The 23,739-nt window shown below is 66.0% G+C and carries 22 protein-coding genes and 1 pseudogene; 12 read left to right on the top strand and 11 right to left on the bottom strand.

From position 1 onward, the window contains the following. Window positions 1-7 precede the first annotated feature (7 nt). Window positions 8-148, top strand: coding sequence for a D-aminoacyl-tRNA deacylase (locus C7I84_RS20975; RefSeq protein WP_106774174.1), 141 nt, complete (start codon window positions 8-10; stop codon window positions 146-148). A gap of 929 nt (window positions 149-1,077) precedes the next feature. After that, window positions 1,078-1,644 (top strand): hypothetical protein, encoded by a 567-nt coding sequence (locus tag C7I84_RS20970; protein ID WP_133170126.1) that lies wholly within the window; start codon window positions 1,078-1,080, stop codon window positions 1,642-1,644. Window positions 1,645-1,976: 332 nt separating this feature from the next. Here C7I84_RS20970 and C7I84_RS20965 read toward each other — a convergent pair whose 3' ends face one another. Together C7I84_RS20965 and C7I84_RS20960 are read right to left on the bottom strand one after the other, a co-directional pair. After that, window positions 1,977-2,459: a class I SAM-dependent methyltransferase gene (locus C7I84_RS20965; RefSeq protein ID WP_106774172.1), complete on the bottom strand. Its 483-nt coding sequence runs from the start codon at window positions 2,457-2,459 to the stop codon at window positions 1,977-1,979. A 66-nt stretch (window positions 2,460-2,525) separates the two neighbouring features. Then, a complete protein-coding gene (locus C7I84_RS20960) occupies window positions 2,526-3,383 on the bottom strand; it encodes a D-alanyl-D-alanine carboxypeptidase family protein (RefSeq protein WP_245428529.1) in 858 nt (285 codons plus the stop codon). Between the two features lie 299 nt (window positions 3,384-3,682). On the opposite strand from C7I84_RS20960, the gene C7I84_RS20955 reads away from it, so the two are divergent. The 8 genes from C7I84_RS20955 to C7I84_RS20920 all read left to right on the top strand — a co-directional run bounded on the left by C7I84_RS20955 (window position 3,683) and on the right by C7I84_RS20920 (window position 11,186). Then, window positions 3,683-4,846 carry a transporter substrate-binding domain-containing protein gene (locus C7I84_RS20955; RefSeq protein WP_106774170.1) on the top strand — a complete coding sequence of 388 codons (1,164 nt, stop codon included), beginning with the start codon at window positions 3,683-3,685 and terminating at the stop codon, window positions 4,844-4,846. Then, a complete protein-coding gene (locus C7I84_RS20950) occupies window positions 4,744-5,487 on the top strand; it encodes an ANTAR domain-containing response regulator (protein WP_245428528.1) in 744 nt (247 codons plus the stop codon). The genes C7I84_RS20955 and C7I84_RS20950 overlap by 103 nt, the downstream gene beginning before the upstream one ends. Before the next feature lie 17 nt (window positions 5,488-5,504). Further along, the gene (locus C7I84_RS20945) at window positions 5,505-6,734 is read left to right on the top strand and encodes an urea ABC transporter substrate-binding protein (RefSeq protein ID WP_106774169.1); all 1,230 of its coding nucleotides are present in this window, start codon (window positions 5,505-5,507) and stop codon (window positions 6,732-6,734) included. A 72-nt stretch (window positions 6,735-6,806) separates the two neighbouring features. Beyond that, entirely contained in the window at window positions 6,807-7,679 is an 873-nt protein-coding gene (locus C7I84_RS20940; RefSeq protein WP_106774168.1) for an ABC transporter permease subunit, read from the top strand. A 51-nt stretch (window positions 7,680-7,730) separates the two neighbouring features. Then, window positions 7,731-8,744 carry a branched-chain amino acid ABC transporter permease gene (locus tag C7I84_RS20935; protein ID WP_425351370.1) on the top strand — a complete coding sequence of 338 codons (1,014 nt, stop codon included), beginning with the start codon at window positions 7,731-7,733 and terminating at the stop codon, window positions 8,742-8,744. A gap of 3 nt (window positions 8,745-8,747) precedes the next feature. Beyond that, window positions 8,748-9,464: an ABC transporter ATP-binding protein gene (locus C7I84_RS20930; protein WP_106774166.1), complete on the top strand. Its 717-nt coding sequence runs from the start codon at window positions 8,748-8,750 to the stop codon at window positions 9,462-9,464. Next, window positions 9,457-10,167, top strand: coding sequence for an urea ABC transporter ATP-binding subunit UrtE (gene urtE / locus C7I84_RS20925; RefSeq protein ID WP_106774165.1), 711 nt, complete (start codon window positions 9,457-9,459; stop codon window positions 10,165-10,167). Before C7I84_RS20930 ends, urtE begins: the two co-directional genes overlap by 8 nt. A 29-nt stretch (window positions 10,168-10,196) precedes the next feature. Next, window positions 10,197-11,186, top strand: a complete 990-nt coding sequence (locus tag C7I84_RS20920) for an acetamidase/formamidase family protein (protein ID WP_106774164.1) — start codon at window positions 10,197-10,199, stop codon at window positions 11,184-11,186. Between the two features lie 57 nt (window positions 11,187-11,243). On the opposite strand, the gene C7I84_RS20915 is transcribed toward C7I84_RS20920, so the two are convergent. The 8 genes and pseudogenes from C7I84_RS20915 to C7I84_RS20875 all read right to left on the bottom strand — a co-directional run bounded on the left by C7I84_RS20915 (window position 11,244) and on the right by C7I84_RS20875 (window position 19,215). Continuing rightward, on the bottom strand, window positions 11,244-12,752 hold the full coding sequence (locus tag C7I84_RS20915) for an aldehyde dehydrogenase family protein (protein ID WP_106774163.1): 1,509 nt from the start codon (window positions 12,750-12,752) through the stop codon (window positions 11,244-11,246). 13 nt (window positions 12,753-12,765) lie between these two features. After that, complete coding sequence (locus C7I84_RS30395) at window positions 12,766-13,110, bottom strand: cupin domain-containing protein (protein WP_207771050.1); 345 nt, start codon at window positions 13,108-13,110, stop codon at window positions 12,766-12,768. A 45-nt stretch (window positions 13,111-13,155) separates the two neighbouring features. Continuing rightward, window positions 13,156-13,479 (bottom strand): annotated as a pseudogene (locus C7I84_RS30390) (cupin domain-containing protein); the annotation flags it as partial. A gap of 151 nt (window positions 13,480-13,630) precedes the next feature. Further along, a complete protein-coding gene (locus C7I84_RS20905; protein WP_106774161.1) occupies window positions 13,631-14,905 on the bottom strand; it encodes a nucleotide disphospho-sugar-binding domain-containing protein in 1,275 nt (424 codons plus the stop codon). 18 nt (window positions 14,906-14,923) lie between these two features. After that, window positions 14,924-15,988, bottom strand: a complete 1,065-nt coding sequence (locus C7I84_RS20900; RefSeq protein ID WP_106774160.1) for an ABC transporter ATP-binding protein — start codon at window positions 15,986-15,988, stop codon at window positions 14,924-14,926. 280 nt (window positions 15,989-16,268) lie between these two features. After that, complete coding sequence (locus C7I84_RS20890; RefSeq protein ID WP_106774159.1) at window positions 16,269-17,033, bottom strand: ABC transporter permease; 765 nt, start codon at window positions 17,031-17,033, stop codon at window positions 16,269-16,271. Then, entirely contained in the window at window positions 17,030-17,866 is an 837-nt protein-coding gene (locus C7I84_RS20885; protein ID WP_106774158.1) for an ABC transporter permease, read from the bottom strand. The genes C7I84_RS20890 and C7I84_RS20885 overlap by 4 nt, the downstream gene beginning before the upstream one ends. Window positions 17,867-18,150: 284 nt before the next feature. Beyond that, window positions 18,151-19,215, bottom strand: a complete 1,065-nt coding sequence (locus C7I84_RS20875; protein WP_106774157.1) for a polyamine ABC transporter substrate-binding protein — start codon at window positions 19,213-19,215, stop codon at window positions 18,151-18,153. A gap of 210 nt (window positions 19,216-19,425) precedes the next feature. Between C7I84_RS20875 and C7I84_RS20870 the strand changes: the two genes are divergently transcribed. Together C7I84_RS20870 and C7I84_RS20865 are read left to right on the top strand one after the other, a co-directional pair. Beyond that, entirely contained in the window at window positions 19,426-20,364 is a 939-nt protein-coding gene (locus C7I84_RS20870) for a GntR family transcriptional regulator (RefSeq protein ID WP_106774156.1), read from the top strand. A 7-nt stretch (window positions 20,365-20,371) separates the two neighbouring features. Further along, the gene (locus tag C7I84_RS20865) at window positions 20,372-21,658 is read left to right on the top strand and encodes a nucleotide disphospho-sugar-binding domain-containing protein (RefSeq protein ID WP_106774155.1); all 1,287 of its coding nucleotides are present in this window, start codon (window positions 20,372-20,374) and stop codon (window positions 21,656-21,658) included. A 49-nt stretch (window positions 21,659-21,707) separates the two neighbouring features. Here the strand turns inward: C7I84_RS20865 and C7I84_RS20860 are convergent, their stop codons facing one another. Then, window positions 21,708-23,540 carry an ABC transporter ATP-binding protein/permease gene (locus C7I84_RS20860; RefSeq protein ID WP_106774154.1) on the bottom strand — a complete coding sequence of 611 codons (1,833 nt, stop codon included), beginning with the start codon at window positions 23,538-23,540 and terminating at the stop codon, window positions 21,708-21,710. Window positions 23,541-23,739: the final 199 nt, after the last annotated feature.

The raw sequence follows: 23,739 nt of genomic DNA, 5'->3' as shown, positions 1-23,739 counted from the left end.
TTTCGTTATGCCACGTCTCTACGCGCATTTTTCGGCGCAAGTCGCGTCGCAAGAGGTGCGGGTGGCCAACGGCGTCTTCGGCGCCGACATGAAGGTCTCGCCGGTCAATGGCGGCCCGGTGACGATCTGGCTCGACACGGCGGGCTGAGGCGTCGGTTCGCCGAAGGCGAATCCACAGGGTCGACGGCATGAGAGTTGCGGAGGGCGAACTCCGGGCCGGGCCCATGGATGCTCGGCCCGGCGGATTTGGCGGGTCAAACACCGTCGCCGGCTTTGGCTTCGCGACCTCCGAGGCTTGGACTCCCGACACTATCCCCTCCCTTCCGTCGCTCACGAGGTCGGGAATGACGACATCGGCTGGGGCCTTCGCTAGCCGCAAACGTCGGTGATTGGCCGAAGCAAATCATGACTGTCGTCATTCCCGACCTCGTGAGCGAGCGCAGCGAGCGGAGAGTGTCGGGATCCAGGTCTCGGACTCGAAGCTGCAAGCCGGGGCGGGACGGCATCCACCTCAAGACCGACGGCGGAGATGCGCATTCGCGATACCCGCCGGGCCGGTAAGGGAAAGCCCGAAAAAGGGGATAGTTTTTCGCCCTTCCGCGAAAAGACGGCGGCACCCCAAGGCGGAAAAGTCAGCCGCCTCCGGCACTTGCCCTGCCACGTCGCGAGCGGCGCCGACGAAACAGGCCCCTGCCGGCCGATTTTTATCCCCGCTCTTCCCGCCTCCCGCATAATCGCCGTCAGTTCCTCCCGCGGGAACGCCGGTCGCGACGGTGGTTTGGTGGGGAGGAACGGCGCCTCCGGTGCGGGAAGACGTAGCCTGCGCCCGGGGAGGCCCGTCCGAAGGTTCCTCCTCCGCAACTATGTGCGGGGCGCACTGGACGAGTGCTGCGGCATGGCCAGCCGAGGCGACGCAAGAAGCCGGAGCCGGAGCTATAGCGAAGCGGAACGGGATAGGGCCCAAGTCGCCGGACGGGCGGCCGCGAGGTCGCGCAAATTTTAGATGAGCGACCTCGCGGCCGCCCGTCTTCCCGACCTTTCACAAAACTCGGCGGCAGCGCGCGAGAAGGAGAGCCCATGCCCAGACGTACCCGGGACGATATGAAAAGCCCAGCCGACGGCACGCCCCTGCCCGATCGGCGCTGGCTGGAGCGGCTGGCCGCCGTGCCCGGCCTCGGGGCGCCGCCGGAAGGCATGAGCGAGGAGGAATGCTGGTCGCCGAAACCCTGCGAGCCGGCCGACTGGAGCGATCTTCTGGTCGCCGACCGCTACGAGCATTTCGAGATGCCGCCCGGCTGCCCGCGCTTCCGCGTGCCGCATGCGCCGCGCGCGCCGTGGCAGAGCGAGGCGCAATACGAGGCCGACCGGCGCTCGACCGAGCAGTTCTACTTCGCGCTCTCCATCTGCCTCGGCATCGCCCAGCAGGCCGCCACCGTCGTCGGCCTGCACAGGAGCTGTCCGCGAAATCCCTGCCGGCGCGCCGGCCAATGCGTGTCGCGGCGCGCCGAGGACGACTGGACGGTGTTTCCGGGACCGATGCTGCCGCCCTGCTGCAACGACCGCGCCCGCACCGAGCTGGTGCGCCACATGGTCAACGTCAAGCTCGAGCAGATCCGCGAGGAGCGGGGCGGCGAGGAGCCGTAGCCGGTTTGCTAGGGGGAAACAATCGCATATGGCCGTGTTCGTCACCCCGCCCGCCTCCCTGAAGGCAGGGCAATCATATGTGGTGGTCGGCGAGGACTTTCGCCGCTTCGTACCCCTCGCCCCTAGCCGGCTGGCCTCTCCGCCAGGCGCCGATCGTCGACGATTTCGCGCGGCATGGCGACCACAAGGTCCCCCTCCCCCTTGTGGGGAGGGGCTAGGGGTGGGGGTAACTCACATGCGACTGTCCTGCATCGAGGGGAAGCAGGGTGACAAACCAGGGCCATGCGTTTGCCCTCTCCGCGAGGAGGGGCAAGCCGCGTCGCTCCCTGCGCTCAGCTCCGCCGGCGATACATGTAATAGCGCTCGGCCGGCACGCTGTCGGGCAGCGGCAGCGCGGCCAGCGCCGGGTGGTCGAGCGGCAGGCCGGAGACGACGATGCCGCCGCGCTGCACCAGCGAAGCCGTGAGGTCCGGCAGCCATTCCAGCGTCTGCCGGTCGAGCGCGTCGTTGCCGGTGCCGATGTCGACATGGGCGAGGGCGGCGCCGATGCCGGCGAAGCGCGGCGCGGTGACGCGGATCTCGCCGAGCACGAGATCGTCCTCGGCCGGCACGCAGCTCAGATGCGCCGCCAGCACGCGGTCGAAGGCGATGATGCGCCGTCCGGGCAGGTGCTCGCGCAGATGGTCGAAGGTGCGGCCGTTGCCGAGGCCGATCTCCAGGATCGGGCCGTCGAGCGAGGCCGCCTCGGCGCAGGCGGCGTCGAGCAGGGTGCGCTGCGCCGTCATGCGGCGGATGAAGCTGTCGAGGCGGCTCATCGGCGCCCGCCGCCCTGCTTCGCCCGGTGTGTCGGGCGCGGCGTCGTCATGCGCAAAGCCACGCCGTCACACCCCGGTGCGGGCCGCGCGCGGCAGGAAGCGTTCGATCAGCTCCTCGACATGCGCGTTGCGGGCGCGCGCCGTGTCGCCGCCCATGACCACCACGACGAGGCGGCGGCCGTCGCGGCCGACCGAGGTGCAGATGTTGAAGCCGGAGGCGCGGATGTAGCCGGTCTTGATGCCGTCGACCCCGGCGACGCTGCGCAGCAGCTCGTTGTGTCCGCGGATGGCGCGGCCGCGATAGGCAAAACTCTGGTTGGAGAAATAGGCGTACTGCGCCGGGAAGCGTTTGCGCAGAGCCAGGCCGAGCACGGCCATGTCGCGCGCCGTCGTCACCTGGCCGTCGTCGGGCAGGCCCGAGGCGTTGCGGAAGGTGGTGCCGCGCATGCCGATCGAGCGCGCCTTGGCCGTCATCATGGCGGCGAACTGCTCCTCGCTGCCGCCGAGATATTCGGCCACCGCCACCGCCACGTCGTTGGCCGATTTGACGGTGAGCGCCAGGACCGCGGATTCGGCGTCGATCGTATCGCCCGGCCGCAGCCCGAGCTTGCTGGGCGGGCGCCGCGCCGCATGGGCCGACACCGGGATCGGCGTGTCCCTGGCGATGCGGCCGGATTCCATCGCCTCGAACAGCATGTAGAGCGTCATCATCTTGGTGAGCGAAGCGGGATAGCGCGGCGAGGTGGAATCCGCGTCGTAGAGCACGCGGCCGGTGCCCGCATCGACCACGATAGCGGCGTATTTGAGCGAAGCCGGGCGCTGCGGCTGCGCCACGCGCAGCGTCTCGCTCGTCGAGCAGGCGGCGAGCGCCACCAGCATCAGCAAGAACATCGCCGCCGTCCTGAGCGGCGCGGTGATCGTCATCATGGATTCCCGCACGACGCCAATTGCCCGATTCGGGCCGCCCACTCCCCGTGAAGCAGCCGCGCGGACGCTACTCCAGGTGCGCCCCTTCCTGCAACGGCGGATGCCGGCGCCTCCCCAGCTCTTCGTCCGCATCGCCGGGTATTGAGCCAGCACACATGGTTGACATGGCGCAGCTTTCGTTCAACTATGAAAACGCGCCGGGCAAGCAGGCCCGACAAGGCGCAAAGCTGCATGACATATTGATGGCAAGCGTGCCCACAGTGCCAACTGTCGGGCACTTTTTGCGTTGAGGGGTCATGACGCAGGCGCAATACCACATCGGCGTGCTGTTTTCGCAAGGCGGCCCATACGGGGTGGTTTCGCGCTCCATGTACAACGGAGCCATGCTCGCCTTCGACGAGATCCGGGCATCCCGGGACTATGCCTTCGCCGTAACCCCGATCGTCGCCGACCCCGCCGGTCGCTTCGAGCAGTATGCGATCTCGACGTCGGATCTCCTGGGCAGGCAGGGTGTCCGCCACGTCGTCGGCTGCTACACGTCCTCCAGCCGCAAGGACGTCATCCCGCTCTTCGAGAAGCACGACGCGCTGCTCTGGTATCCTTCGCACTACGAAGGTTTCGAAAGCTCGTCCAACGTCGTCTACACCGGCGCGGCGCCGAACCAGCACATCGTTCCGCTGATCGAGTTCCTGCTCGCGCACATGGGCAAGCGCGCCTATTGCATCGGCTCCAACTACATCTGGGCATGGGAGAACAACCGCATCCTGCGCGAAGCCCTGTCCGCGGCGGGCGGAACGGTGCTTGCCGAGCGATACACGGCCGTCGGCGACATTGACCTTTCGAAGATGATCGCCTCCATCCTCGACGCAAGGCCGGATTTCATCTTCAACACGCTGATCGGCACCAGCGCCTACCGCTTCTTCCAGGACTTCCGCATCGCCTGCGCAGAACGCGGCATCGACCAGCCCGCTGAAATGCCGGTCGTGAGCTGCAGCCTTTCCGAGCCCGAGCTGGAGCAGATCGGGCCGCGGGCCATGGACGGCCATATCAGCTCCAGCGTCTATTTCTCCTCCATCGACACGCCGGCCAACCGGCGCTTCGTTGCCGCCTACCAGGCGCGCTGGCCCGACGGTCCCGCCACGTCGGCGGATGCGGAAGCCTCGTATGTCGCGGTCAAGATGCTGGCCGCCGCGATCGCGGCGGCGGGGTCCGACGATGTCGAAGCCGTACGCCAGGTATTGCCCAGCCTGTCCCTCGACGCACCGCAGGGGATCGTCAGCATCGACGGCCGGACCACCCACGCCTTCCTCACCCCCCGCATCGGCAAGTCGACCAAGGCGGGGCAGTTCGAGATCCTGTGGGCGGCAAGCCGGCCGGTCCGGCCCGATCCCTATCTGGTCCAGACCACACCCCGCTATGCGGTGCGCAACGGCATGCCGGCACTGAGGGCGATCAAGTGAGCGAACCGCGGATCATCCAGAACTTCATCGGCTACCGGGCCACGATCGCCACGGAACAGCCGGCGGCCGTCGAGCAGCTCGAAGACATGCTCGCCAAGCTCGGCATGTCCTCCGCGATCGCGGAGATTGCCGACGGCAAGCTGCAGATCGAGCCCGGCGACAAGGATGTGCTGTTCATCGATTCTGATCTCAACGTCACCGTCGAGACGGGCGGCGCCGAGCCGAGCCGATGCCTGCCGGTGATCGGCATCGTCGGCGTGGAGGCCCCCAGTAGGCTGCGGTCGCTGATGCAGTTGGGAGCCACCGCGACGCTGCGCAAGCCGGTTCACAGGGCGGCGGTCTATTCGGCGCTCTTCGTAGGCATCAACGAGTTCCGCCGCCGCCGCTACCTCGCCGATCGCCTCGAACAACACGAGCGCCGGCGGCTGCTGCGCAAGAGCCTGGTGAAGGCGGTGCTCGTCGTCATGCAGCGCACCGGAGCCGACCACTCCGCCGCCTATGATCTGCTGCGGCGCGAAAGCATGCGCTCGCGCCAGAGCATCGAGGATTTCTGCGAAACGTTCATCCAGGCAAACGGTCCCGAGTTGGATGAACCCGAAACAACGGTCGGGACGACGAAAACATACGCCAAAAAGCCTTGAACCAGAGGAGAAATAGAATGACTGTCAGTTTGCTACGGGCAGCTACATTGGTCTGCGCTTTCGCGCTATCGGCGACCGCCCACGCTGCCGATCCCATCAAGATCGGCGTGCTGGAGGATCAATCGGGAGACTTCGCCGCGGCGACCATCGGCAAGGTTCACGCCATCGAGCTCGCGGCCGAGGAAATCAACAAGGCCGGCGGCATTGCCGGCCGGCAGATCGAACTGGTCGTCTACGACACCCAGTCGGACAACAACCGGTATCAGGAATTCATGCGCCGGGTGCTCCAGCGCGACAAGGTCGACGTGGTGTTCGCGGGGTTCTCGTCGGCCTCGCGCGAAGCCTACCGGCCGATCGTCAACCAGTTCGACGGGCTGGCCTTCTACAACAACCAGTATGAAGGCGGCGTCTGCGACGCCAACATGATCGTCACCGGCGCCGTGCCCGAGCAGCAGTTCTCCACGCTGATCCCGTGGATGATGGAGACCTACGGCAAGCGCGTCTACACCATCGCGGCCGACTACAATTTCGGTCAGATTTCCGCGGAGTGGGTGCGCAACATCGTCAAGGAGAACGGCGGCGAGATGGCCGGCGAGGAGTTCATCCCGCTCGGCGTCTCGCAGTTCTCGCAGACCATCCAGAACATCCAGACGGCAAAGCCGGACTTCGTGGTGACGTTGCTGGTCGGTGCGGCCCAGGCTTCGTATTACGAGCAGGCCTCGTCGGCCAAGGTCGGCCTGCCGATGGCGTCGTCGGTCAATGTCGGCCAAGGCTATGAACACAAGCGCTTCACGCCGCCCAGCCTGGCCAACATGTATGTGACGACCAACTACATCGAGGAGGTCGACACGCCGGCCGGCAAGGCGTTCCTCGAAAAGTTCCACGCCAAGTACCCGAACGAGCCCTATGTGAACCAGGAAGCGGCGAACTCCTACATCGCCATGAACCTCTACAAGCAGATGGTCGAGCGCGCCGAGGGCTCCACCAACCGCGAGGATCTGCGCAAGGTGATCGCCCAGGGCGACGTCTGCTTCGACGGGCCGTCCGGCAATGTCTGCCTGGACCCGAAGAGCCAGCATATGTCGCACACCATCTTCCTGGCCAAGGTGGGCGACGACCACTCGATCTCGTTCCCGAAGGTGTGGGAAAACATCAAGCCTTATTGGCTGGGTGATGCCGGCTGCGACCTGACGCAGGCCGATCCCAGCGAGCAGTACACGCCGTCCAATCCTCCGGCCAAGCAGTAGTCCCTGACCGCCGGGCTGGCGCGGGTTCTTCGCGTCGGCCCGGCCGTAGCTGTTTGCCAACCGGAGAGCCTCATGGATCTTGCGACAGCAGTCGTGTCGTCGGCCTATCAATTCGGCGACGCCTTCGCGTTTCTGGTCCTGTCCGCCTGTGGCCTTGCGGTCATTTTCGGCATGATGGGCGTCATCAACCTCGCCCATGGCGAGTTCATCATGTGCGGCGCCTACATGACCGTTTTCGCGGTCGGCTGGGGCCTGCCGCTGCCGCTGGCGATTCTGTGCGGCAGCCTTTTCGCCGGGCTGGTCGGGATGGTGATCGAGCGCCTCGTGGTGCGCAGGCTCTATGCCCGGCCCCTCGATTCCATCCTGGCGACCTGGGGTGTCAGCCTCATCGCCTCGCAGGGCACGCTGATCCTGTTCGGCCCGACCATGCGCGGCGTTGGCACTCCGCTGGGCAGCTTCACGGTCGGCGCGTTGTCTTTTTCCTACTATCGGCTGGTGCTGATGGCGACGGCGCTCGCGGTGTTGCTGCTGCTCTATTTCGTCTTCAACAAAACCCGTTTCGGCGTGCTGGCGCGCGCCACCATCCAGGCGCCGCACATGGCCAACGCCCTCGGCGTCGACACCAACCGCGTCTACGCCTTCACCTTCGGCATCGGCGCGGCGCTCGCCGGCCTGACCGGAGGCATCTATGCCCCGACCATGACGATGATCCCGACCATGGGCACCACCTTCATCATGGAGGCCTTCGTCACCGTCGTGGTCGGCGGCGCCGACGTGTTCATCGGAACGGCGCCCGCCGCGGCGTTGCTGGCGATCGTCAAGGCCTCGCTGACCTCGTGGCAGGGCCAGCTGGCCGGCCAGATCGGCCTGCTGCTTGCCGTCATTGTCGTCATCCGCCTCCTGCCGAAAGGCATCACCGGCTTCATCCTGAAAGATCGGGCGTAAGCAACAATGTCAGTGTCACGGATGTTGAAACGGCTGGAAGGGCCACAGACCATGGGCAGGGGACCCGTGTTCTGGAGCGCCTTCGCTGTCGTGTTGGCCGTCGCGGTCGTCTATCCGCTGTTTGCCGACGGCTACGATGTCGGCAACAATATCTACTTCCTCAACTGGACGTTCATGGCGCTCGGGCTCAGCCTGATCTGGGGTTATGGGGGCTCGCTCTCCTTCGGCCAGACCGCCTTCTTCGGCATCGCCGGCTACAGCTACGGCATCCTCACCATCAACTTCGGCACGGCATACGGCTTCGGCCTGCTCTCGGTGCTGATCGCCGTCGCCATCGCGGCGCTGTTCGCCGCCGTCCTCGGTTATTTCCTGTTCTTCGGGCGGATCAGCGGCATATTCCTCGGTATCGTCACCCTGTCCGTGACCCTTGCCCTCGAACGCTTTATGGCCCAGACGGCCGGCCCGGAGTGGAAGGTCGGCAGCGCGCGCCTCAACGGCTTCAACGGAATGAGCGGCATGCCGCCGCTGACCCTGCCCTGGTTCGGCGGCGAGATCGTCCTTTATCCCGACATCGGCCTCTACTATCTGGTGCTGGGCCTGCTCGTCGTCGTCTATCTCGGCCTGCGCATCCTGGTGAACTCCAAGTTCGGCAATGTGCTGGTGGCGCTGCGGGAGAACCCGCAGCGCGCCGAGATGCTCGGCTACGACATCCGCAAGTATCAGCTCGGCTGCTTCGTCATCGGCACTGCGCTCGCCGGCCTGAGCGGCGTCCTCTACACCAGTTGGGGGCAGTACATCACGCCGTCCAGCATGGGCATCACCGCCGCGGCGCTGCCGATCATCTGGGTCGCCGTCGGCGGCCGGTCGGACCTCACCGCCACCCTCATCGGGACGCTGGTCGTGCTTTCGGCGTTCCAGGCGCTGACCATCTACGGCAGCCAGTACGCGCTCGTGGTGATGGGCCTGCTGCTCGTCTGCACCGTTCTCCTGGCGCCCAGGGGGCTGGTCGCCAATGCCGGCATCCTGCTGGCCTCCCTGTTCGACCGCAAGGGCAGGAGCAAATAGCCCATGGCCCTGTTGCAGACACAGAACCTCAACAAGCATTTCGGCGGCCTGCACGTCACCGCCGACGTCAGCTTTTCCCTGCAGCCCGGGAAGATCCACTGCCTCATCGGCCCTAACGGCGCCGGCAAGAGCACGTTCTTCAAGCTGCTGCTCGGGCAATACCAGCCGTCGGCCGGAACGATCGCGTTCGACGGCGAGGACATCACCCGCCTCAAGCCGTTCCAGCGCATCAACCGCGGCATCAGCGTCAAGTTCCAGGTTCCGGGCATCTTCGCGGCGCTCAGCGCGCAGCAGAACCTGCAGATCGCCCTGCAGCACCGGCTGGGCCCGGCCGACCTCGACGCCGAGGTCGAAAGGCTGCTCCGCTTCCTGCAGCTCGAGCAGGTCGCGGACCAGCAGGCGGGCAACCTCAGCCACGGCCTCAAGCAGTGGCTGGAGATCGGCATGGCCATCAGCCTGAAGCCCAAGCTCCTCCTGCTCGACGAGCCGACCGCGGGAATGTCGCCCGAAGAGACCTTCATGACCGGCGAGATCGTCAGGCAGCTCAACGCCGAGGGCATGACCGTGCTCGCGGTCGAGCACGACATGGCCTTCGTGCGCCAGGTGGCCGACCGCGTGTCGGTGCTGCATTTCGGGCGCATCTTCGCCGAAGGCACGATCGACGAGATCGTCGCCGACGAACGGGTCGCCGCCATCTATCTGGGGCAGAAGCATGACTGAGGCCTTGCTCGAAATCACAGGCCTGCGGGCCGGCTACGGCGGCAAGCCTGTCCTGCAGGGCATCGACCTCACCGTCGCGAAGGGTGAGATCGTAGCCGTCATCGGCCGCAACGGGGTCGGCAAATCCACGCTGATGAAGACGCTGATCGGCCTGGTCGAGAGCATGGCGGGGACGATCAGGCTGGATGCCTCCGAACTCACCGGGCTCAGCCCGTTCCGGCGCGCACGGCTCGGCATCGGCTATGTTCCGCAGGGTCGCGACGTCTTCCCGCGCATGACCGTGCGGGAGAACCTTCAGGTCGGCGAAGCCATGCGCGAGCGCATAGCTTCGGATGTCTACGACCGTATCTACAGCCTGTTCCCGATCCTGAAGGAGCGAGCCGGCCAGCAGGCGGGGACCATGTCGGGCGGGCAGCAGCAGCAGCTCGCCATCGGGCGGGTGCTGGTGGGCTCGCCGCAACTGCTGCTGCTCGACGAACCGTCGGAAGGCATCCAGCCGTCCATCGTGCAGGACATCGGCCGCATCATCCGGCAACTCAACCGGGAAAGCGGCATGACGATCATGTTCGTCGAGCAGAACCTCGACATGATCAAGGCCCTCGCCCAGCGCTGCTACGTCATGGACAAGGGGCGCATCGTCGCTCACGTGACGCCGCAGGAGCTCGAGGACCGCGACACCATCAGAAAGCACCTGGCCGTCTAGGCCGCGCGATCAACAAGGGAGAAAACGAGATGTCCTGGCTTCACGATTCGATCATGGCCAAACGCGCGGTGGCGAAGGGCAAGGTCAACAGCGTCCACAGCATGACGGAAGCCGATCAAGGCAAATATCACTACGTCTACGGCCCTTATGCCGAGCCTGTGCTCAGGGTCGACCCCGGTGCCGAGGTCTCGGTCGAGACCCACGACGCCTTCGAGGGCCAGATCAGGAGCGAGTCCGACATACCCAGTCAGATCCTGAATTTCCCCTATCTCAACCCGCAGAACGGGCCGATCTACGTCAACGGCGCCGAGAAGGGCGACTGCCTGGCCGTCTACATCAAGGAGATCCGCCCGCGCGGGGAGCAGCCGTCGGGCACGACCTGCCTCATCCCCGAGTTCGGCGGCCTCGTCGGCACGGGGGATACCGCCATCCTCAACGCCCCGCTTCCGGAGCGGGTGAAGAAGGTCCACATCGACGCCGTGAAGGGCGTGACCTGGAACGACAGGATCACCATACCTTACGAGCCGTTCATCGGCACGATCGGCACGTCGCCCGAGATCGAGGCGATCTCGGCGCTTCAGCCGGATTATTACGGCGGCAACATGGACCTGCCGGACGTGGCGCCGGGCGCCGTAGTCTACCTGCCGGTCAACGCGCCCGGCGGCCTGCTCTATCTCGGCGACTGCCATGCGAACCAGGGCGACGGCGAGCTGTGCGGCGTCGCGCTCGAGCACCCCACGGTCACCACCGTCCAGATCGACCTCATCAAGAACTGGAACTTCAAATGGGTCCGGCTCGAGAACGAAAAGGTTGTCATGACGATCGGCTCGGGTCGTCCGATGGAGGACGCGGCCCGTATCGCCTATCGCGAGCTGGTGCGCTGGATGGCCGCCGACTACGGCTTCGCCGAGCTCGACGCCTATATGCTGCTGACGCAGGTCGGCCGCGTGCGGCTCGGCAACATGGTGGACCCGAAATACACGCTCGGGGCCTCCATCCTCAAATCCTATCTCGCATAGCTATCCTTCCGCCGTTCGTCGCCGTCGTCTTGACGGCGGCGATGCGGCCGCAGCCACTCAAACGTGCTTGCGGCCGCCGGTCTCGCGGAACCAGCTGTCGGGATAGGGATACCACCATTCCTGTATCGCCGGCTTGTGGTCGATGACGACCATCTTGGAGCGGCGGAAGGCGTCGAGGCCCTGGCGCCCGAGTTCGCGGCCGAGGCCGGACGCCTTCCAGCCGCCAAAGGGCAGGGCGTCGTTGTCGATGAGCGGATTGTTGATCCATACCATGCCGGCCTCCAGCCGCTCCGCGGCCTCGTGCGCCTCGGCGAGATCGGTGGTGAAGATCGAGGCGCCGAGCCCGAACGGGCTGTCGTTGGCGCGTTCTATCGCCTCGTCGAAATCCTTCACCCGGCAGATGGCGGCGACCGGACCGAAACATTCTTCCCGGCAGATCGCCATGTCGGGCGTCACACCGGTGAGGATCGTCGGCTCGTAGAACCAGCCGATAGTGTGGGCCGGCGGAATGCGTCCGCCTGTCACGGCCGTGGCGCCGCTGGCAATCGCGTCGTCGACCAGCCGCATGACCTTGGCGCGCGCCGCCTCGTTCACCAGCGGGCCGATCTCGCTCTTGTCGAGACCGTTGCCGATCCTGAGCGCCCGCGTCCTCTCGGCGAACAAGTCGACGAAACGGTCGTGCACCTCGTCGACGACGAAGAACCGCTCGGCCGAGGTGCAGACCTGGCCGGAGAGGTGGAAGGCGGCGGTGACGGCGCCGGCCGCCGCGACATCGAGCGGCGCGTGCGCCGAGACGATCATCGGATCGGAGCCGCCGGCCTCGATGACACAGGGTTTCATGCGCTCGGCGCAAGCGACCGCAACTGCCCTGCCGGCCGCTACCGAGCCCGTGAAGGCCACCGCATGCGTGCGCTTGGACTGGATCAGCGCCTGCGCCGTCGCCGCGCCGCCTGGCAGGCAGGAGACGAGGCCCTCGGGCAGCGAGCGAAAGACGTCCATGTAGTCGAGCGTCGACAGCGTCGTCGCTTCCGCCGGCTTGATGATTGCCGCGTTGCCGGCCGCGAGCGAGGCGGCGACGGTCCAGCACATCAGCAGCACCGGGAAATTGTACGGCATGATGTGCACCGACACGCCGTAGGGCTCGTAGCGGGCATACTGGAACGAGCCGGCCTGCGTGGTGCCGGCGATCTTGCCAGCCTCGTCGCGCGCCATCTCGGCATAATAACGGAACACGGCAGAGCAATTGGCGATCTCGCCGATCGCTTCCGGATAGGGTTTTCCCATCTCCCGCACCATCAGCTCGGCGCAGCGGGTGAAGTCGGCTTGTTCGATGGCGTTTGCCACCTGGTGCAGGTGTTTTGCCCGGCTTTTCGCGTCGAGCCTTTTCCACATGGCCTGCGCGTGCGTGGCGGCATCCAACGTCGCCTCGATCTCGGCATCGGTGGCGGCGGAAATCGCGCCGACGGTCTCCAGTGTGGCCGGGTCGATGACGGGTTTCGGCGCGCCCGCCATCGGGTGATAGCCCGGGTTGACGAAGAACGTGGGTCGCTCGGGCAGGAATTCCATGCCGGCCTCCTGCTCAGCGGATCATATAGACCTTCTTGATCGTCTCGTGGACGGTGCACACGCCCTTCCAGTCCTGCGGGAAGAAGGCGGCTGTGTCCGGCTCGATCTCGATCACCTCGCCGCTTTCGTGGACATAGGTGCAGCGGCCTTCGAGAAAATGGCAGAATTCATCGCGGGTGACGTGGCATTCCCATTTTCCGGGCGTGCAGACCCACAATCCGCATTCGGAGCGCCCTTCCGGTCCCTTGTGCAGCAGCTTGCCGGAGGTGTGCGACTGGCCCTCGATCATGGTCGGGATGACACCCCAGTCGACGAGATCGGTTATGGAGAGCGGGTTCTTCCAGACGGGAGTGGTCATGATTCGTTCCTTAGGCTCATCTTCTGCCAGGATGTAGATATTGCGCATGGTCTCATGCACGGTGCATTCGCCGGTCCAGCCGGCCGGGAACATGACAACCGTGCCGGGCCCGACCTCGATCGTCTCGCCGTTGTCCGAGCGATAGGTCGCCTGGCCGGAGACGAAATGGCAGAGCTCGTCGCGCGGGATGGCGAGGCGCCAGCGGCCGGGCGTGCACACCCAGATGCCGCATTCCGGACGGTTGTCCGGGCCCTTGTGGACCAGTTTTCCGCTCGAATGCGAGGCGCCGGAAATCGCCTCCGGCTGCACGCCCCAGTCGATGAGGTCGGTGCGGGTCGAGGCGTCGTGGAGATGCGGGGCGGAGGTCATTGCGATATGACGCCCCCTCCACCGCCTTCGGCGGTCCCCCTCCCCCGTGAACGGGGGAGGAGCCAGGTTGCGGCCGGCCGCGGCGCCAGTTCCTCCCCTGCGAAGCGGGGGAGGGGGACCACGCGAAGCGTGGTGGAGGGGGCGGAAGGGATCACAGCAGTCCCTCCAGCAGCCGCGCCGCTTTCTCCGGTCCGTTCCGCGCCTGCATGTGCTTCGAAGCGGCAGCGAGCTTCGCCTTCATAGCCGTATCGGAAATGCAGCTTTCCAGCTTGGCGATCAACTCGGCGTCGGTCCAGTCGTAGCGCGGCATCCTAAAACCGTGCCCTGTCTCCTGCACGCGGGTGGCGTTGTCATGGCCGTCCCAGACATAGGGCATGATGATCGCCGGCTTGCCGAAAAACAGGCACTCGGTGAAGGAATTGTTGCCCCCGTGATGGATGACGGCGTCAACCTGCGGGATCACCGAGGGCTGCGGAAACCAGCTTTCGATGACCACGTTGGCGGGCACATCGGTGTAAGCCTCCTTGTAGCCGCCGACATTGACCAGCGCGCGGAAACGGCTGTTGCCGATCGCGGCGATGATGCGCTTCAAGAGGTCGGTGTCGCCGGCGCCGAGCGAGCCGAAGGACACATAGACCAGCGGTCCGTCATTGTTTTTCGCGAAGGCCGGCACCTCGTAGGGCGCCTCCTTGCGCACGCAGCCCTCCAGGTACTGGAATTTCGCCGGATCGAGCGGATGCCGGCGGTTGAACTTCACCGCTTCGGGGTAGAGCAGCAGGTTGAGATGCGGCGAGGCCTCGAAGAACTGGCCTATCGGATAAGGTCGCTCGCCGTTCTCGGTGAGGAAGGCGTTGAAGTCGTCGTGGATCGGCTTGATCACTGCGTTGAAGTGGTCGCGGTAGGCCTTGTGGCAGGCGTGGTCGTTCTCGCCGCAGCCTGAAAGATGCGGGGGTATGTCCTCGTCCTCGATTTCGTTTTCCGAGCAGGAGATGATGCGAACCCACGGTTTTCCGGACTGCTTTATCGCTGGAAACAGGATGACGTTGTCGACGCAGATGACGTCCGGGCTGATCTTTTCCAATACGCCAGGCAGGTCCTTCTCAGCCCATTTGGCGCTGTCGACGATCGCCGTCCAGCAGTCCTTCACGTAGTTGTCGACCTGGTCGTAGGGCGACTTTCGGAAGTTCGGGATGTGGCCGTTGATGAAGTCCTCCCAGAACTTCGCCATCTGCTCGGGCGGCATCGGCTCGGAAAGATTCACCGGCCAGGCCTCGAAGCCATACCCCTTGTAGACGTCGACAAAGCCGGGATCGGACAAAAACACCGCCTTGTGGCCGCGCGCCTCGACGGCCTGGGCGATGCCGACGGAATTCAGCGCCGGCCCGTAGGCGGCTTCGGGAAAGAATGCGATCGTCTTCTGGGCCATGCCTGCCTCCAACAGAACTCAATTCCTGAAAATGCGGGTGTCTTCCGCCGCCCAGCCGATCTCGACTGTCTCGCCGACCCTGACGGGACGGCGATCGGCGGCGTCGGCGGTGATGCGGACGAGGAAAGGTTTTTCGGTCAGCGCCGTGCGGATGTGAAGCTGCAGGTCGAGGCCGTGATAGGCGAGCGCCTCGACCGTGCCGGCGACGCGATTGGCGATGTTCGCCGCGGGGAACAGCGTCACTCGCTCGGGACGGACGGCGGCCACTGCCCTGTCGTCAACGGCCATGCCCTCCGGCACGCGGCCGCGAAGCATCGTGCCGTCCCGCGCCGTCACACCGTCAGGTGCGGCGCGGCCCTCGCAAAAATTCATCACGCCGATGAAGTCGGCGACGAAACGATCGGCGGGGCGCTCATAGATCTCGTGCGGCGTGTCGCATTGCAGCAGTTTTCCGTCCTTCAGCACCGCCATGCGGTCGGCCATGACCAGCGCCTCCTCCTGGTCGTGGGTGACCACGACGAAGGTAATGCCGACCTCGTGCTGGAGGCGCTTCAATTCCATCTGCATGGCGCCGCGCAGTTTCTTGTCCAGCGCGCCGAGCGGTTCGTCGAGCAAAAGCAGGCGCGGGCGTTTCACCAGCGCACGGGCGAGCGCGACGCGCTGTTTCTGGCCGCCGGAAAGCTGCTCCGGCTTGCGGTCCGCTAGCGCCGAAAGCTGCGTGGTCGCCATGATCTCGTCGACCCGCGTGCGGATTTTTTCCGTGGGCAGCCGCTCCATCTCGAGCCCGTAGGCGATGTTGGCGCGCACGCTCATATGCGGGAACAGCGCATAGGACTGGAACATCAGATTGACCGGCCGGCGATTGGGCGGCACGGCGGAAATATCCTTGCCGTCGAGCAGGATGTTTCCGCCGCTCGGCGTCTCGAAGCCGGCCAGCATCCTGAGCAGCGTGGTCTTGCCGCAGCCGGACGGGCCGAGCAGGGCAAAGAACTCGTTCTCGCGGATCGCCAGCGACACGTCGTCGACGGCGGCGATGCGGCCGAAATTTTTGGTGACACGGTCGATGGCGAGCAGAGTTTTCATCGCCCCACCCGTCCCTTCGGGCAATATCCCACATCAGCGGGAAGGCAATCGCAAATGACAAGCGACGAGGAATTCGGCTGTCGCCTACCCCCACCCCTAACCCCTCCCCACAAGGGGGAGGGGGACTTTGCTGCCGCCATGCCGAGTGCAGTCGTCGACGATCCAGAGCCAGCGGAGATGCCAGCTTGTCCCCCTCCCCCTTGTGGGGAGGGGTTAGAGGTGGGGGTAACTTCATATGCGTCCGCCGAAGGCGGTGGAGGGGGCATCATCGAACAATACGTCATTGCCCGACCACCCCGCGGTTGAGACGCTGCGAGATGGTGAGCGCCACCACGCTGACGGCCATGACGATGGTGGCGAGCGCGTTGATCTCCGGCGTGATGCCGAAACGGATCATCGAATAGATCTGCATCGGCAGCGTCGTGGAGGCGCGGCCGGCGCCGGCGGTGAAATAGGCGATGATGAATTCGTCCACCGACAGCGTGAAGGCGAGCAGCGCGCCGGCGATCACCGCCGGCAGGATGACCGGCAGGGTGATGCGCCGGAAGGTGGTGACGGCCGAGGCGCCGAGATCGGCGGAAGCCTCGGTGATCGACCAGTCGAAGCTTTTCAGCCGCGCCCGCACGACCGAGCAGACGAAGGCAATGTTGAACACGACATGGGCGAGCACGATGGTGTGCAGCCCCATGGTGACGTCGAGCATGGAGAAGAACGACAGCAGCGCGATGGCGAGCACGATGTCGGGAATGATCATCGGCGCGAAGATCAGCGCCTCCAGCGCCGAGCCGCGCTTCTTGCGCATCTCCACGCCGAGCGCCAGCAGCGTGCCGAGCAAGGTGGCGATTGCCGTGGAGACGCTAGCCACGATCAGCGTGTTCAGCGCGGCGGAAAGAATGTCGTTGTTGCCCGCCAGCGAGGCGTACCATTTGAACGAAAAACCGGACCACACGGTCGGCAGGCCGCCTGCGTTGAACGACAGGGCGATCAGCACCGCGATCGGGATGTAGAGGAAGGCGAAGACGGCGATCAGGATGGCGCGGTTCATGCCGCCTCCTCCCTGGCCGTCGCGCGGCCCGATGCCCGTTCGGAGGCGAAAGCCTGCAAGGTCAGCAGCAGCATCATGATGGCGATCAGCACCATCGACAGTGCCGCGCCGAACGGCCAGTCGTTGGCGGTGAGGAACTGGTCGTAGACGAGATTGCCGATCATCTGGAAGCGGCCGCCGCCGAGCAGCGCCGGCGTGACGAAATTGCCGATCGACAGCACGAACACGAAAACCGCGCCGGCAGCGATGCCGGGCAGCGTCAGCGGCAGCACGATGCGGCGGAAGGTGGTGAAGGCCGAGCCGCCGAGATCGCGCGAAGCTTCCGCCAGTTCCGGATTGAGGCGCGACAGCGGCGCGTAGCAGGCGAGGATGACGAAGGGCAGGTAGTTATAGACGAGGCCGGCGATCACCGCGCCTTCGGTGTAGAGCAGCGACGGCGGCTCGCCCGTATAGCCGATTGAGCGCAGAAGCTGGGTGATCAGCCCCTCGCGGTTGAGCAGCACGATCCAGGCATAGGTGCGGATCAGATAGTTCGACCAGAATGGCAGCACGGCGAAGAACAGGTAAATGGGCTGTCGGTGGCGCGGCGCGGCGGCGATGGCGTAGGCCGCCGCATAGCCGATGACGACGGCGATCAGCGTCGCCGTGCCGGCGATGCGGGCGGAGTTGAGGAAGATGCCGGCATAAAGCGGGTCGAAAACCTGCGCGAAATTTTCCAGCGTGAAGGTGTATTCGACGCCGCCATAGATGCCACGCCGGAAGAAGGCGAGCGCCAGAACCAGCGCGCAGGGAACGACCATCAGCCCGGTGAGCCAGGCCAGCGCCGGGGCCATGAGCAGGGGGGAGCGGGGGGTCACGGCCGCCACCTGCCGACGGTATAATCCTGCCTTGGGCAAGGGGGTCGCGCGCCTTCCCACCCCCCTCTGTCCTGCCGGACATCTCCCCCGCAAGGGGGGAGATTGGCAGCGTCAACCTTGCCGCTCGTTCTGCGGCGTTGGCGATTGGCGAAACCAAAGCGGCCGGAGCAATCTCCCCCCTTGCGGGGGAGATGTCCGGCAGGACAGAGGGGGGTGCGAAGGCGCGCGAACATCCCCGTCGTATCGGATCAGGCCGCCCGCTACTGCGCCGCCTTGATCTCGCTGACGATCTTCGAATACTCCCGCTGCGCCTCGCCGACATCGCGCAGTTCCTCGAACTTCACCAGGTCGGCGACCGGCATGGCCATGTTGGGATATTGCGCGGTGAGCTCGGCCGGCAGCGAATCCATCGCCGCCTTGTTCGGCACCTTGTAGAGGATATTCTGCGCCGCCCAGCCGTGGTTCTTGGCGTCGAGCATGAAGTTGATGAACTTGAAGGCGTCGTCCTTGCGCTCGGAGGCCTTCATCACCACCATCGTGTCCAGCCAGAGGTCGGAGCCCTCCTTCGGGATCACGTATCTGATGTCCTTGTTGTCGGTGATGCCGTAGTTGCACCAGCCGTCCCAGGCCTGCACCATCAGCGCCTCGCCTGACACCAGCTTTGAATAGAAGGTTGTGTCGTCATAGGCGAGAAGCGTCTTCTTGGCGGAGATCAGCAGGTTCTTGACCTCCTCCATCTTCGCCGGGTCGGTCTCGTTGACCGAAAATCCCTTGGCCAACTGGCCGGCGGCAAGCAGCCAGCGGTCGGTGGCGAGCATGGTGGTCTTGCCCTTGAGATCGTCCGAAGGCGCCAGCAGGTCGTTCCAGGAGGCAGGCTCCGTCTTCACCAGGTCGGAGCGGTAGCACAGGCCGGTCGTGCCCCAGGTATAGGGCACCGAAAAGGCGTTGCCCGGATCGTAGGGCAACTTGGTTGCCTCGGGATAGAGATTGGCGAGGTTGGGCACCTTGGCATGGTCGATCGGCTCGGCGAGGCCGAGCTTGTTCAGCACCTCGGCGAAAGGCGAGGAGACGAAGACCACGTCATAGCCCTTGCCGCCGGAGGCGACGAGCTTGCCCATGATCTCCTCGTTGGTGGCGTGCTTCACCACCTCGCCCGAGACGCCGGTCGCGGCCTTGAAGGTGTCCATGGCATCCGGTGCCATGTATCCGTCCCAGTTGGAGATGACGAGGTTTTGCGCGGCGGCTGGCGAGGCGAAGGCCAGCGCGAGGGCAAACAGGGCGGGGCCAGCCTTGAGGCTCCGCCGCGATATTCCCAATGCGGTCATGTCGAAACTCCCATTTGCTGTTTCGTCAGCGACGGTCGTAGGCGGCATGAGCCGCCCCCCGACCTGTTCCCGGTTTCTTGTCGTTTTGAGCGACAGTACTATTGCAATAAAAAATACGTCAATTCATATTCACGCCGATGCCGGCGGCTGCTTGTCCGATGAGCGGCGATGGGCCAGGTCTGGACGGCCGCAGCAAGCCGAGGAGTCGCCATGCAAGCCGCGATACGACGACCCCGGGCCAACCACCTCGATCTCGCGCAGCGCATTCTCGACGTCGCCCGGCAGCGGGGTTTCGGTCCCGGCACCCGGCTGCCTGAGCAGCAGATCGCCCGGCTCTGCAACGTCTCGCGCACGCCGGTGCGGGCGGCGCTGCGGCTGCTGACGGATCGCGGCATGGTGGAATGGCAGGCCGAGACCGGCTACCGCCTCGCCATCGATCCCGCGCGGCAGGCGCCGCAGGCGGCCGATCTGCCGAATGCCGAGGAAGACGAGATCGCCGATGCGATCCTGCGCGACCGGGCGGCGCGGCGCATCGACGGCACGATCACGGCGAGCGGCTTGATGCGGCGCTACGCCGTGGGACGAGGAGCGGTACTAAAGGCGTTGAAGAGACTGGAGGCCGAGAACCTGATCGAACGCGCGCCGGGCCAGTCCTGGCTGTTCCGCCCTGCCCTTGACGGCGCCGAGGTGTTGGCCGAAAGCTATGAGTTCCGGCTGGTCATGGAGCCTGCGGCGATCCTGGCGCCGGGCTTTCGCCTCGACGGGGCACGCGCCGTGGCTCTCAGGCAGCGCATGGAGGCGCTGCTGGCGATGCCGGATGCGAGCTTCGACATCCGGGCGTTCCATGCGGCCGATGCGGAGTTTCATGCGCTGATCGCGCACGGAACGGCCAACCGCTTCGTCGCCGAAGCGCTCGCCGGCCATCTGCGGCTGCGCAGCCTGCCGGGCGCGTCGCGCGGCCTCAGCCTCTTCCGACTGCGCCAGTCGACGCGCGAGCATCTCGGCATCCTCGACCATCTGGAGAGCGGCCAGTTCGAGGTCGCAGCGGACCTACTGAAAGTGCATCTCAGGCTGTCGCGCAACCAGCGCCCGCATGCGGCGAGCCGTGGCGCGCCGGCCCTGTTCGGCGCGATAAGCAGGCCGAACTGACCGCATCATGGCAGGCATAACCCGCCCCACGATCGCACTGTTTCCCGAGGCGAGCTTCGGCGCCGCGCTGAATTGCGTCGGCATCGCCCAGGCGCTGCAGGCGCGCGGCGCCCGCCCGGTGTTCATCTGCCATCCCGGCTTTTCCGGCGTCTTCGCCGATTATGGCTTCCAGGAATACCAGCTTCCGACCGCGGTGCCGCTGAGCGACGACGAGCGGCAGAACTACTGGCAGACATTCGTGAAGCGGCACCTGCCGCATTTCCGGCTGGCGCCCATCGACCAGCTCGAGACCTATGTGGCGCCGACCTGGGAGGCGATCGTCGAGACCGTCGTCGATGCCGAGGCGCCGCTTAACGATCTCCTGCCCAAGCTCAGGCCCGATGCGATCGTGCTCGACAACGTGGCCATGTTCCCGGCAATCGCCAATGCCGGCTGTCCATGGGTGAGGGTGGTCTCCTGCGCCGAGACCGAGCTGCCGGACGAGGCGGTGCCGCCCTATCTTTCGGGGCTGCCGGCGGACGATGCCGCCGGTCGCCGGGCATTCGAAACGCGTTACCGCGCCGCGGTCGCGCGGGCGCATGACAGGTTCAACCGGTTCCGGGCCGCGCAGGGGCTGCCGGCGCTGCCCGCGGGGCAGTTCCTCGAGCCGTCGCCGTCGCTGAACCTTCTGCTGACGCCGGAGATCGTTCGCCGCGAGCGCGCGGTGCCGCTCGACCCGGCCAGATACGTCTATCTCGAAGGCTGCGTGCGCTCGGACGGGCCGTACGACATGCCGGTGTTCTCGCCTGACAGCGGGCCGCTCGTCTATCTGAGCTTCGGCAGCCTCGGGGCGACCGACGTCGACCTCATCGAGCGCATGCTCGCGGTGTTCGCCGCCTTGCCGGCCCGCTTCCTGGTCAATGTCGGCAATCTGCGGGACGCCTATCGGGCGGTGCCGGACAATGTCCATCTCGACAGCTGGTTCCCGCAGCCGTCGGTGGTGGCGAGGGCCGACCTGTTCATCCATCACGGCGGAAACAACAGCTTTTGCGAGGCGCTGCGCTTCGGCGTGCCGTCCCTGGTGATGCCCTATTGCTGGGACGGTCACGACAATGCGCGGCGCGCCGAGGAAACCGGCACCGGCCGGCGCCTCGACCGTGCCGGCTGGACGCCGTCGCAGCTTTCGGCCGCGATCACCGGCCTGCTGGCCGATCGCGGCATGCGCGATCGGCTGCAGGTGAACGCGGCCAGAATGGCGGAAGCGCCGGGCACCGAGCGCGCCGCGGCCGCCATTCTGGCGCTGCTTGGGAATTGATCGGCTGAAGACGAGACGCATCGGCAAAGCCTGGCAGCGCACGTTCTTGTCATTGCGCCTTCGCGGCGATCTTCTTGCGGATCGAATGCAGCGCTTCGGCCTCGTTGGCCGGGGTTTTGGCGGTCGCGTCGAGGCGGACCGGCCGCAGCGTCTGCCCGCCCGGATCGATGGTGAGATGCAGCACCCGCGAAAAGAAGGTGCTGCCGGGCTGGGCGCGGCCGATGTTGAGGATGGCGGCCTCGGCAAGGTCTTTCTCGAGCATCGCGTACACGCGGCCGCGCGTCTCGCCCCGCAGCGCGTCGAGCGCCTCGTCGATCACCACCCAGCGCGGCTTGTGGAGCGCAAGGCGCGCGAAGGCGATGAGCCGCTGCTCCTCGTCGTTCAGGTCGCGCTCCCAGCGTGCGTTGCGGTCGAGCTGGCGCGACAGCCGCTGCAATCCCACGGCGGCCAGCACCTCGGCGAGCCGGGCATCGGCGAATGCCGCAGCGTCCTGCGGATAGCTGAGAACCTCGCGCAACGTTCCGTGCGGCAGGTAGGGTGTTCCGGGGATGAAGGTCACCGGCTCGCCGGCCGGCAGGCCGATGCGGCCGCTGCCCCACGGCCACAATCCGGCGATCGCCCGGAACAGCAGCGTCTTGCCGGCGCCGGGATCGCCGGTGATCAGCACGCGGTCGCCCGGCCGAATCTCCACCTGCGGAATGGAGAAGCGGGCGCACCCCTCGGGCGAGGCGACCTCGACCTGCTCCAGGACCATGCGCCCGTCTTCCGCCTCGGTATAGACGAGCCGTTTCTCCACGTCGTGCAGCTCGTCGACCGCGAGCATGGCGGCACGGAAGGTCGCGACGCGCAGCAGGGTGGCGCGCCAGTCGGCAATGCCGCCGATGTTGTCGACGAACCACCGCAGCGAAGCGTGCACCTGGGTGAAGGCGGCGGCGGCCATCATCAGGCCGCCGAAGCTCAGATCCCCGGCGAAATAGATCGGCGAGGCGATGACGATCGGCGCCACCACGGTGATCCAGCCGTAGCCGGCAGTGACCCAGTTCAGCCGCACCAGCGCCGTGAGGATGCGGCGGCTGGCCAGCAGCACGCTGCCGAGATCGAGATGCAGGCGCCGCTTCTCGTCCGTCTCACCGCCCGCCAGCGAAATGGAGTCGATGTGCTCGTTGACGTACATCAGCGAGAACCGCAGCTCCGCCTCGCGGGCGTAGCGGTCGCCGTTGAGCCTGATCAGCGGCCGGCCGACCAGCCAGCTCAGGGATGACGCGATGCCGGCATAGAGCACCGCCGCCCAGACCATGTAGCCGGGGATGGCGAACTCCCTGCCCCAGGCATGGAAGATGAAACCGGAGGACAGCGACCACAGCACGCCGACGAAGCTGGCGAGCAGTATGGTCGCCTGCAGCAGGCCTACGCCGAGATCGGTCGTAAGCTCGGTGAGATGGCGCGCGTCCTCGTGCAGCCGCTGGTCCGGATTGACTCCGATGGCGCCGGCATTGGCGAGGCGGAACGCCCGCTTCGGCCGCATCCACTCGGTGATCAGGTCGCTGGTCAGCCCCTCGCGCAGCTTGAGCCTCAGCATCTGGTTGAGCCAGGTCTGGGCGACATTGAGCACCAGCACCACGCCGGCGATCTCGGCGAATATGATCAGCTGGTGGAAGAACGCCTGCAGGTCGCGCCGCTCGAGCGAGTCGTAGAAGGGCCGATACCAGCGGTTGAGCACGACCTGGCCGACGGCTGTCGCCAAGATCACGGCGAATATGCCGAAGGCAAGCAGCAGGATGACGTTGCGCAGGGGCGAGGCCATGAAGGCGCGCCGCATCATCGCCAGCTGGGCGAAGAACCCGGCCTCGCCCGCCGCCATCGATTCAACCTGTTGGGTCATCGGTCAGCCTCGCAAGAATCGGATCCCGCCTGTGGCCGACAGGATGTAGGCTTGGGCCGCTTCGGCGCAATGGTCGGTACACCTGCCCTGCCGCCTTCCGGGCGCGCCGGACGGATGAATTGCCCCGGCCCTTCGCGGATCCGTTGAAATTGGCAAGGCCTCCGTTCTGGTTTATGTCGATATCCGGCGCCGCTGGCCG

It is taken from the genome of Kumtagia ephedrae (assembly GCF_003012745.1).
GTDB lineage: Bacteria > Pseudomonadota > Alphaproteobacteria > Rhizobiales > Rhizobiaceae > Kumtagia > Kumtagia ephedrae.
This window is presented reverse-complemented; position numbering and strand designations above follow the sequence as displayed.

Bases quoted from the DNA above. Each gene is read 5' to 3' on its own strand.
- C7I84_RS20975 (WP_106774174.1), top strand. From the start codon at position 8: ATGCCACGTCTCTACGCGCATTTTTCGGCGCAAGTCGCGTCGCAAGAG.
- C7I84_RS20970 (WP_133170126.1), top strand. From the start codon at position 1,078: ATGCCCAGACGTACCCGGGACGATATGAAAAGCCCAGCCGACGGCACG.
- C7I84_RS20965 (WP_106774172.1), bottom strand. From the start codon at position 2,459: ATGAGCCGCCTCGACAGCTTCATCCGCCGCATGACGGCGCAGCGCACC.
- C7I84_RS20960 (WP_245428529.1), bottom strand. From the start codon at position 3,383: ATGACGATCACCGCGCCGCTCAGGACGGCGGCGATGTTCTTGCTGATG.
- C7I84_RS20955 (WP_106774170.1), top strand. From the start codon at position 3,683: ATGACGCAGGCGCAATACCACATCGGCGTGCTGTTTTCGCAAGGCGGC.
- C7I84_RS20945 (WP_106774169.1), top strand. From the start codon at position 5,505: ATGACTGTCAGTTTGCTACGGGCAGCTACATTGGTCTGCGCTTTCGCG.
- C7I84_RS20940 (WP_106774168.1), top strand. From the start codon at position 6,807: ATGGATCTTGCGACAGCAGTCGTGTCGTCGGCCTATCAATTCGGCGAC.
- C7I84_RS20935 (WP_425351370.1), top strand. From the start codon at position 7,731: ATGGGCAGGGGACCCGTGTTCTGGAGCGCCTTCGCTGTCGTGTTGGCC.
- C7I84_RS20930 (WP_106774166.1), top strand. From the start codon at position 8,748: ATGGCCCTGTTGCAGACACAGAACCTCAACAAGCATTTCGGCGGCCTG.
- urtE (WP_106774165.1), top strand. From the start codon at position 9,457: ATGACTGAGGCCTTGCTCGAAATCACAGGCCTGCGGGCCGGCTACGGC.
- C7I84_RS20920 (WP_106774164.1), top strand. From the start codon at position 10,197: ATGTCCTGGCTTCACGATTCGATCATGGCCAAACGCGCGGTGGCGAAG.
- C7I84_RS20915 (WP_106774163.1), bottom strand. From the start codon at position 12,752: ATGGAATTCCTGCCCGAGCGACCCACGTTCTTCGTCAACCCGGGCTAT.
- C7I84_RS30395 (WP_207771050.1), bottom strand. From the start codon at position 13,110: ATGACCACTCCCGTCTGGAAGAACCCGCTCTCCATAACCGATCTCGTC.
- C7I84_RS20905 (WP_106774161.1), bottom strand. From the start codon at position 14,905: ATGGCCCAGAAGACGATCGCATTCTTTCCCGAAGCCGCCTACGGGCCG.
- C7I84_RS20900 (WP_106774160.1), bottom strand. From the start codon at position 15,988: ATGAAAACTCTGCTCGCCATCGACCGTGTCACCAAAAATTTCGGCCGC.
- C7I84_RS20890 (WP_106774159.1), bottom strand. From the start codon at position 17,033: ATGAACCGCGCCATCCTGATCGCCGTCTTCGCCTTCCTCTACATCCCG.
- C7I84_RS20885 (WP_106774158.1), bottom strand. From the start codon at position 17,866: ATGGCCCCGGCGCTGGCCTGGCTCACCGGGCTGATGGTCGTTCCCTGC.
- C7I84_RS20875 (WP_106774157.1), bottom strand. From the start codon at position 19,215: ATGACCGCATTGGGAATATCGCGGCGGAGCCTCAAGGCTGGCCCCGCC.
- C7I84_RS20870 (WP_106774156.1), top strand. From the start codon at position 19,426: ATGCAAGCCGCGATACGACGACCCCGGGCCAACCACCTCGATCTCGCG.
- C7I84_RS20865 (WP_106774155.1), top strand. From the start codon at position 20,372: ATGGCAGGCATAACCCGCCCCACGATCGCACTGTTTCCCGAGGCGAGC.
- C7I84_RS20860 (WP_106774154.1), bottom strand. From the start codon at position 23,540: ATGACCCAACAGGTTGAATCGATGGCGGCGGGCGAGGCCGGGTTCTTC.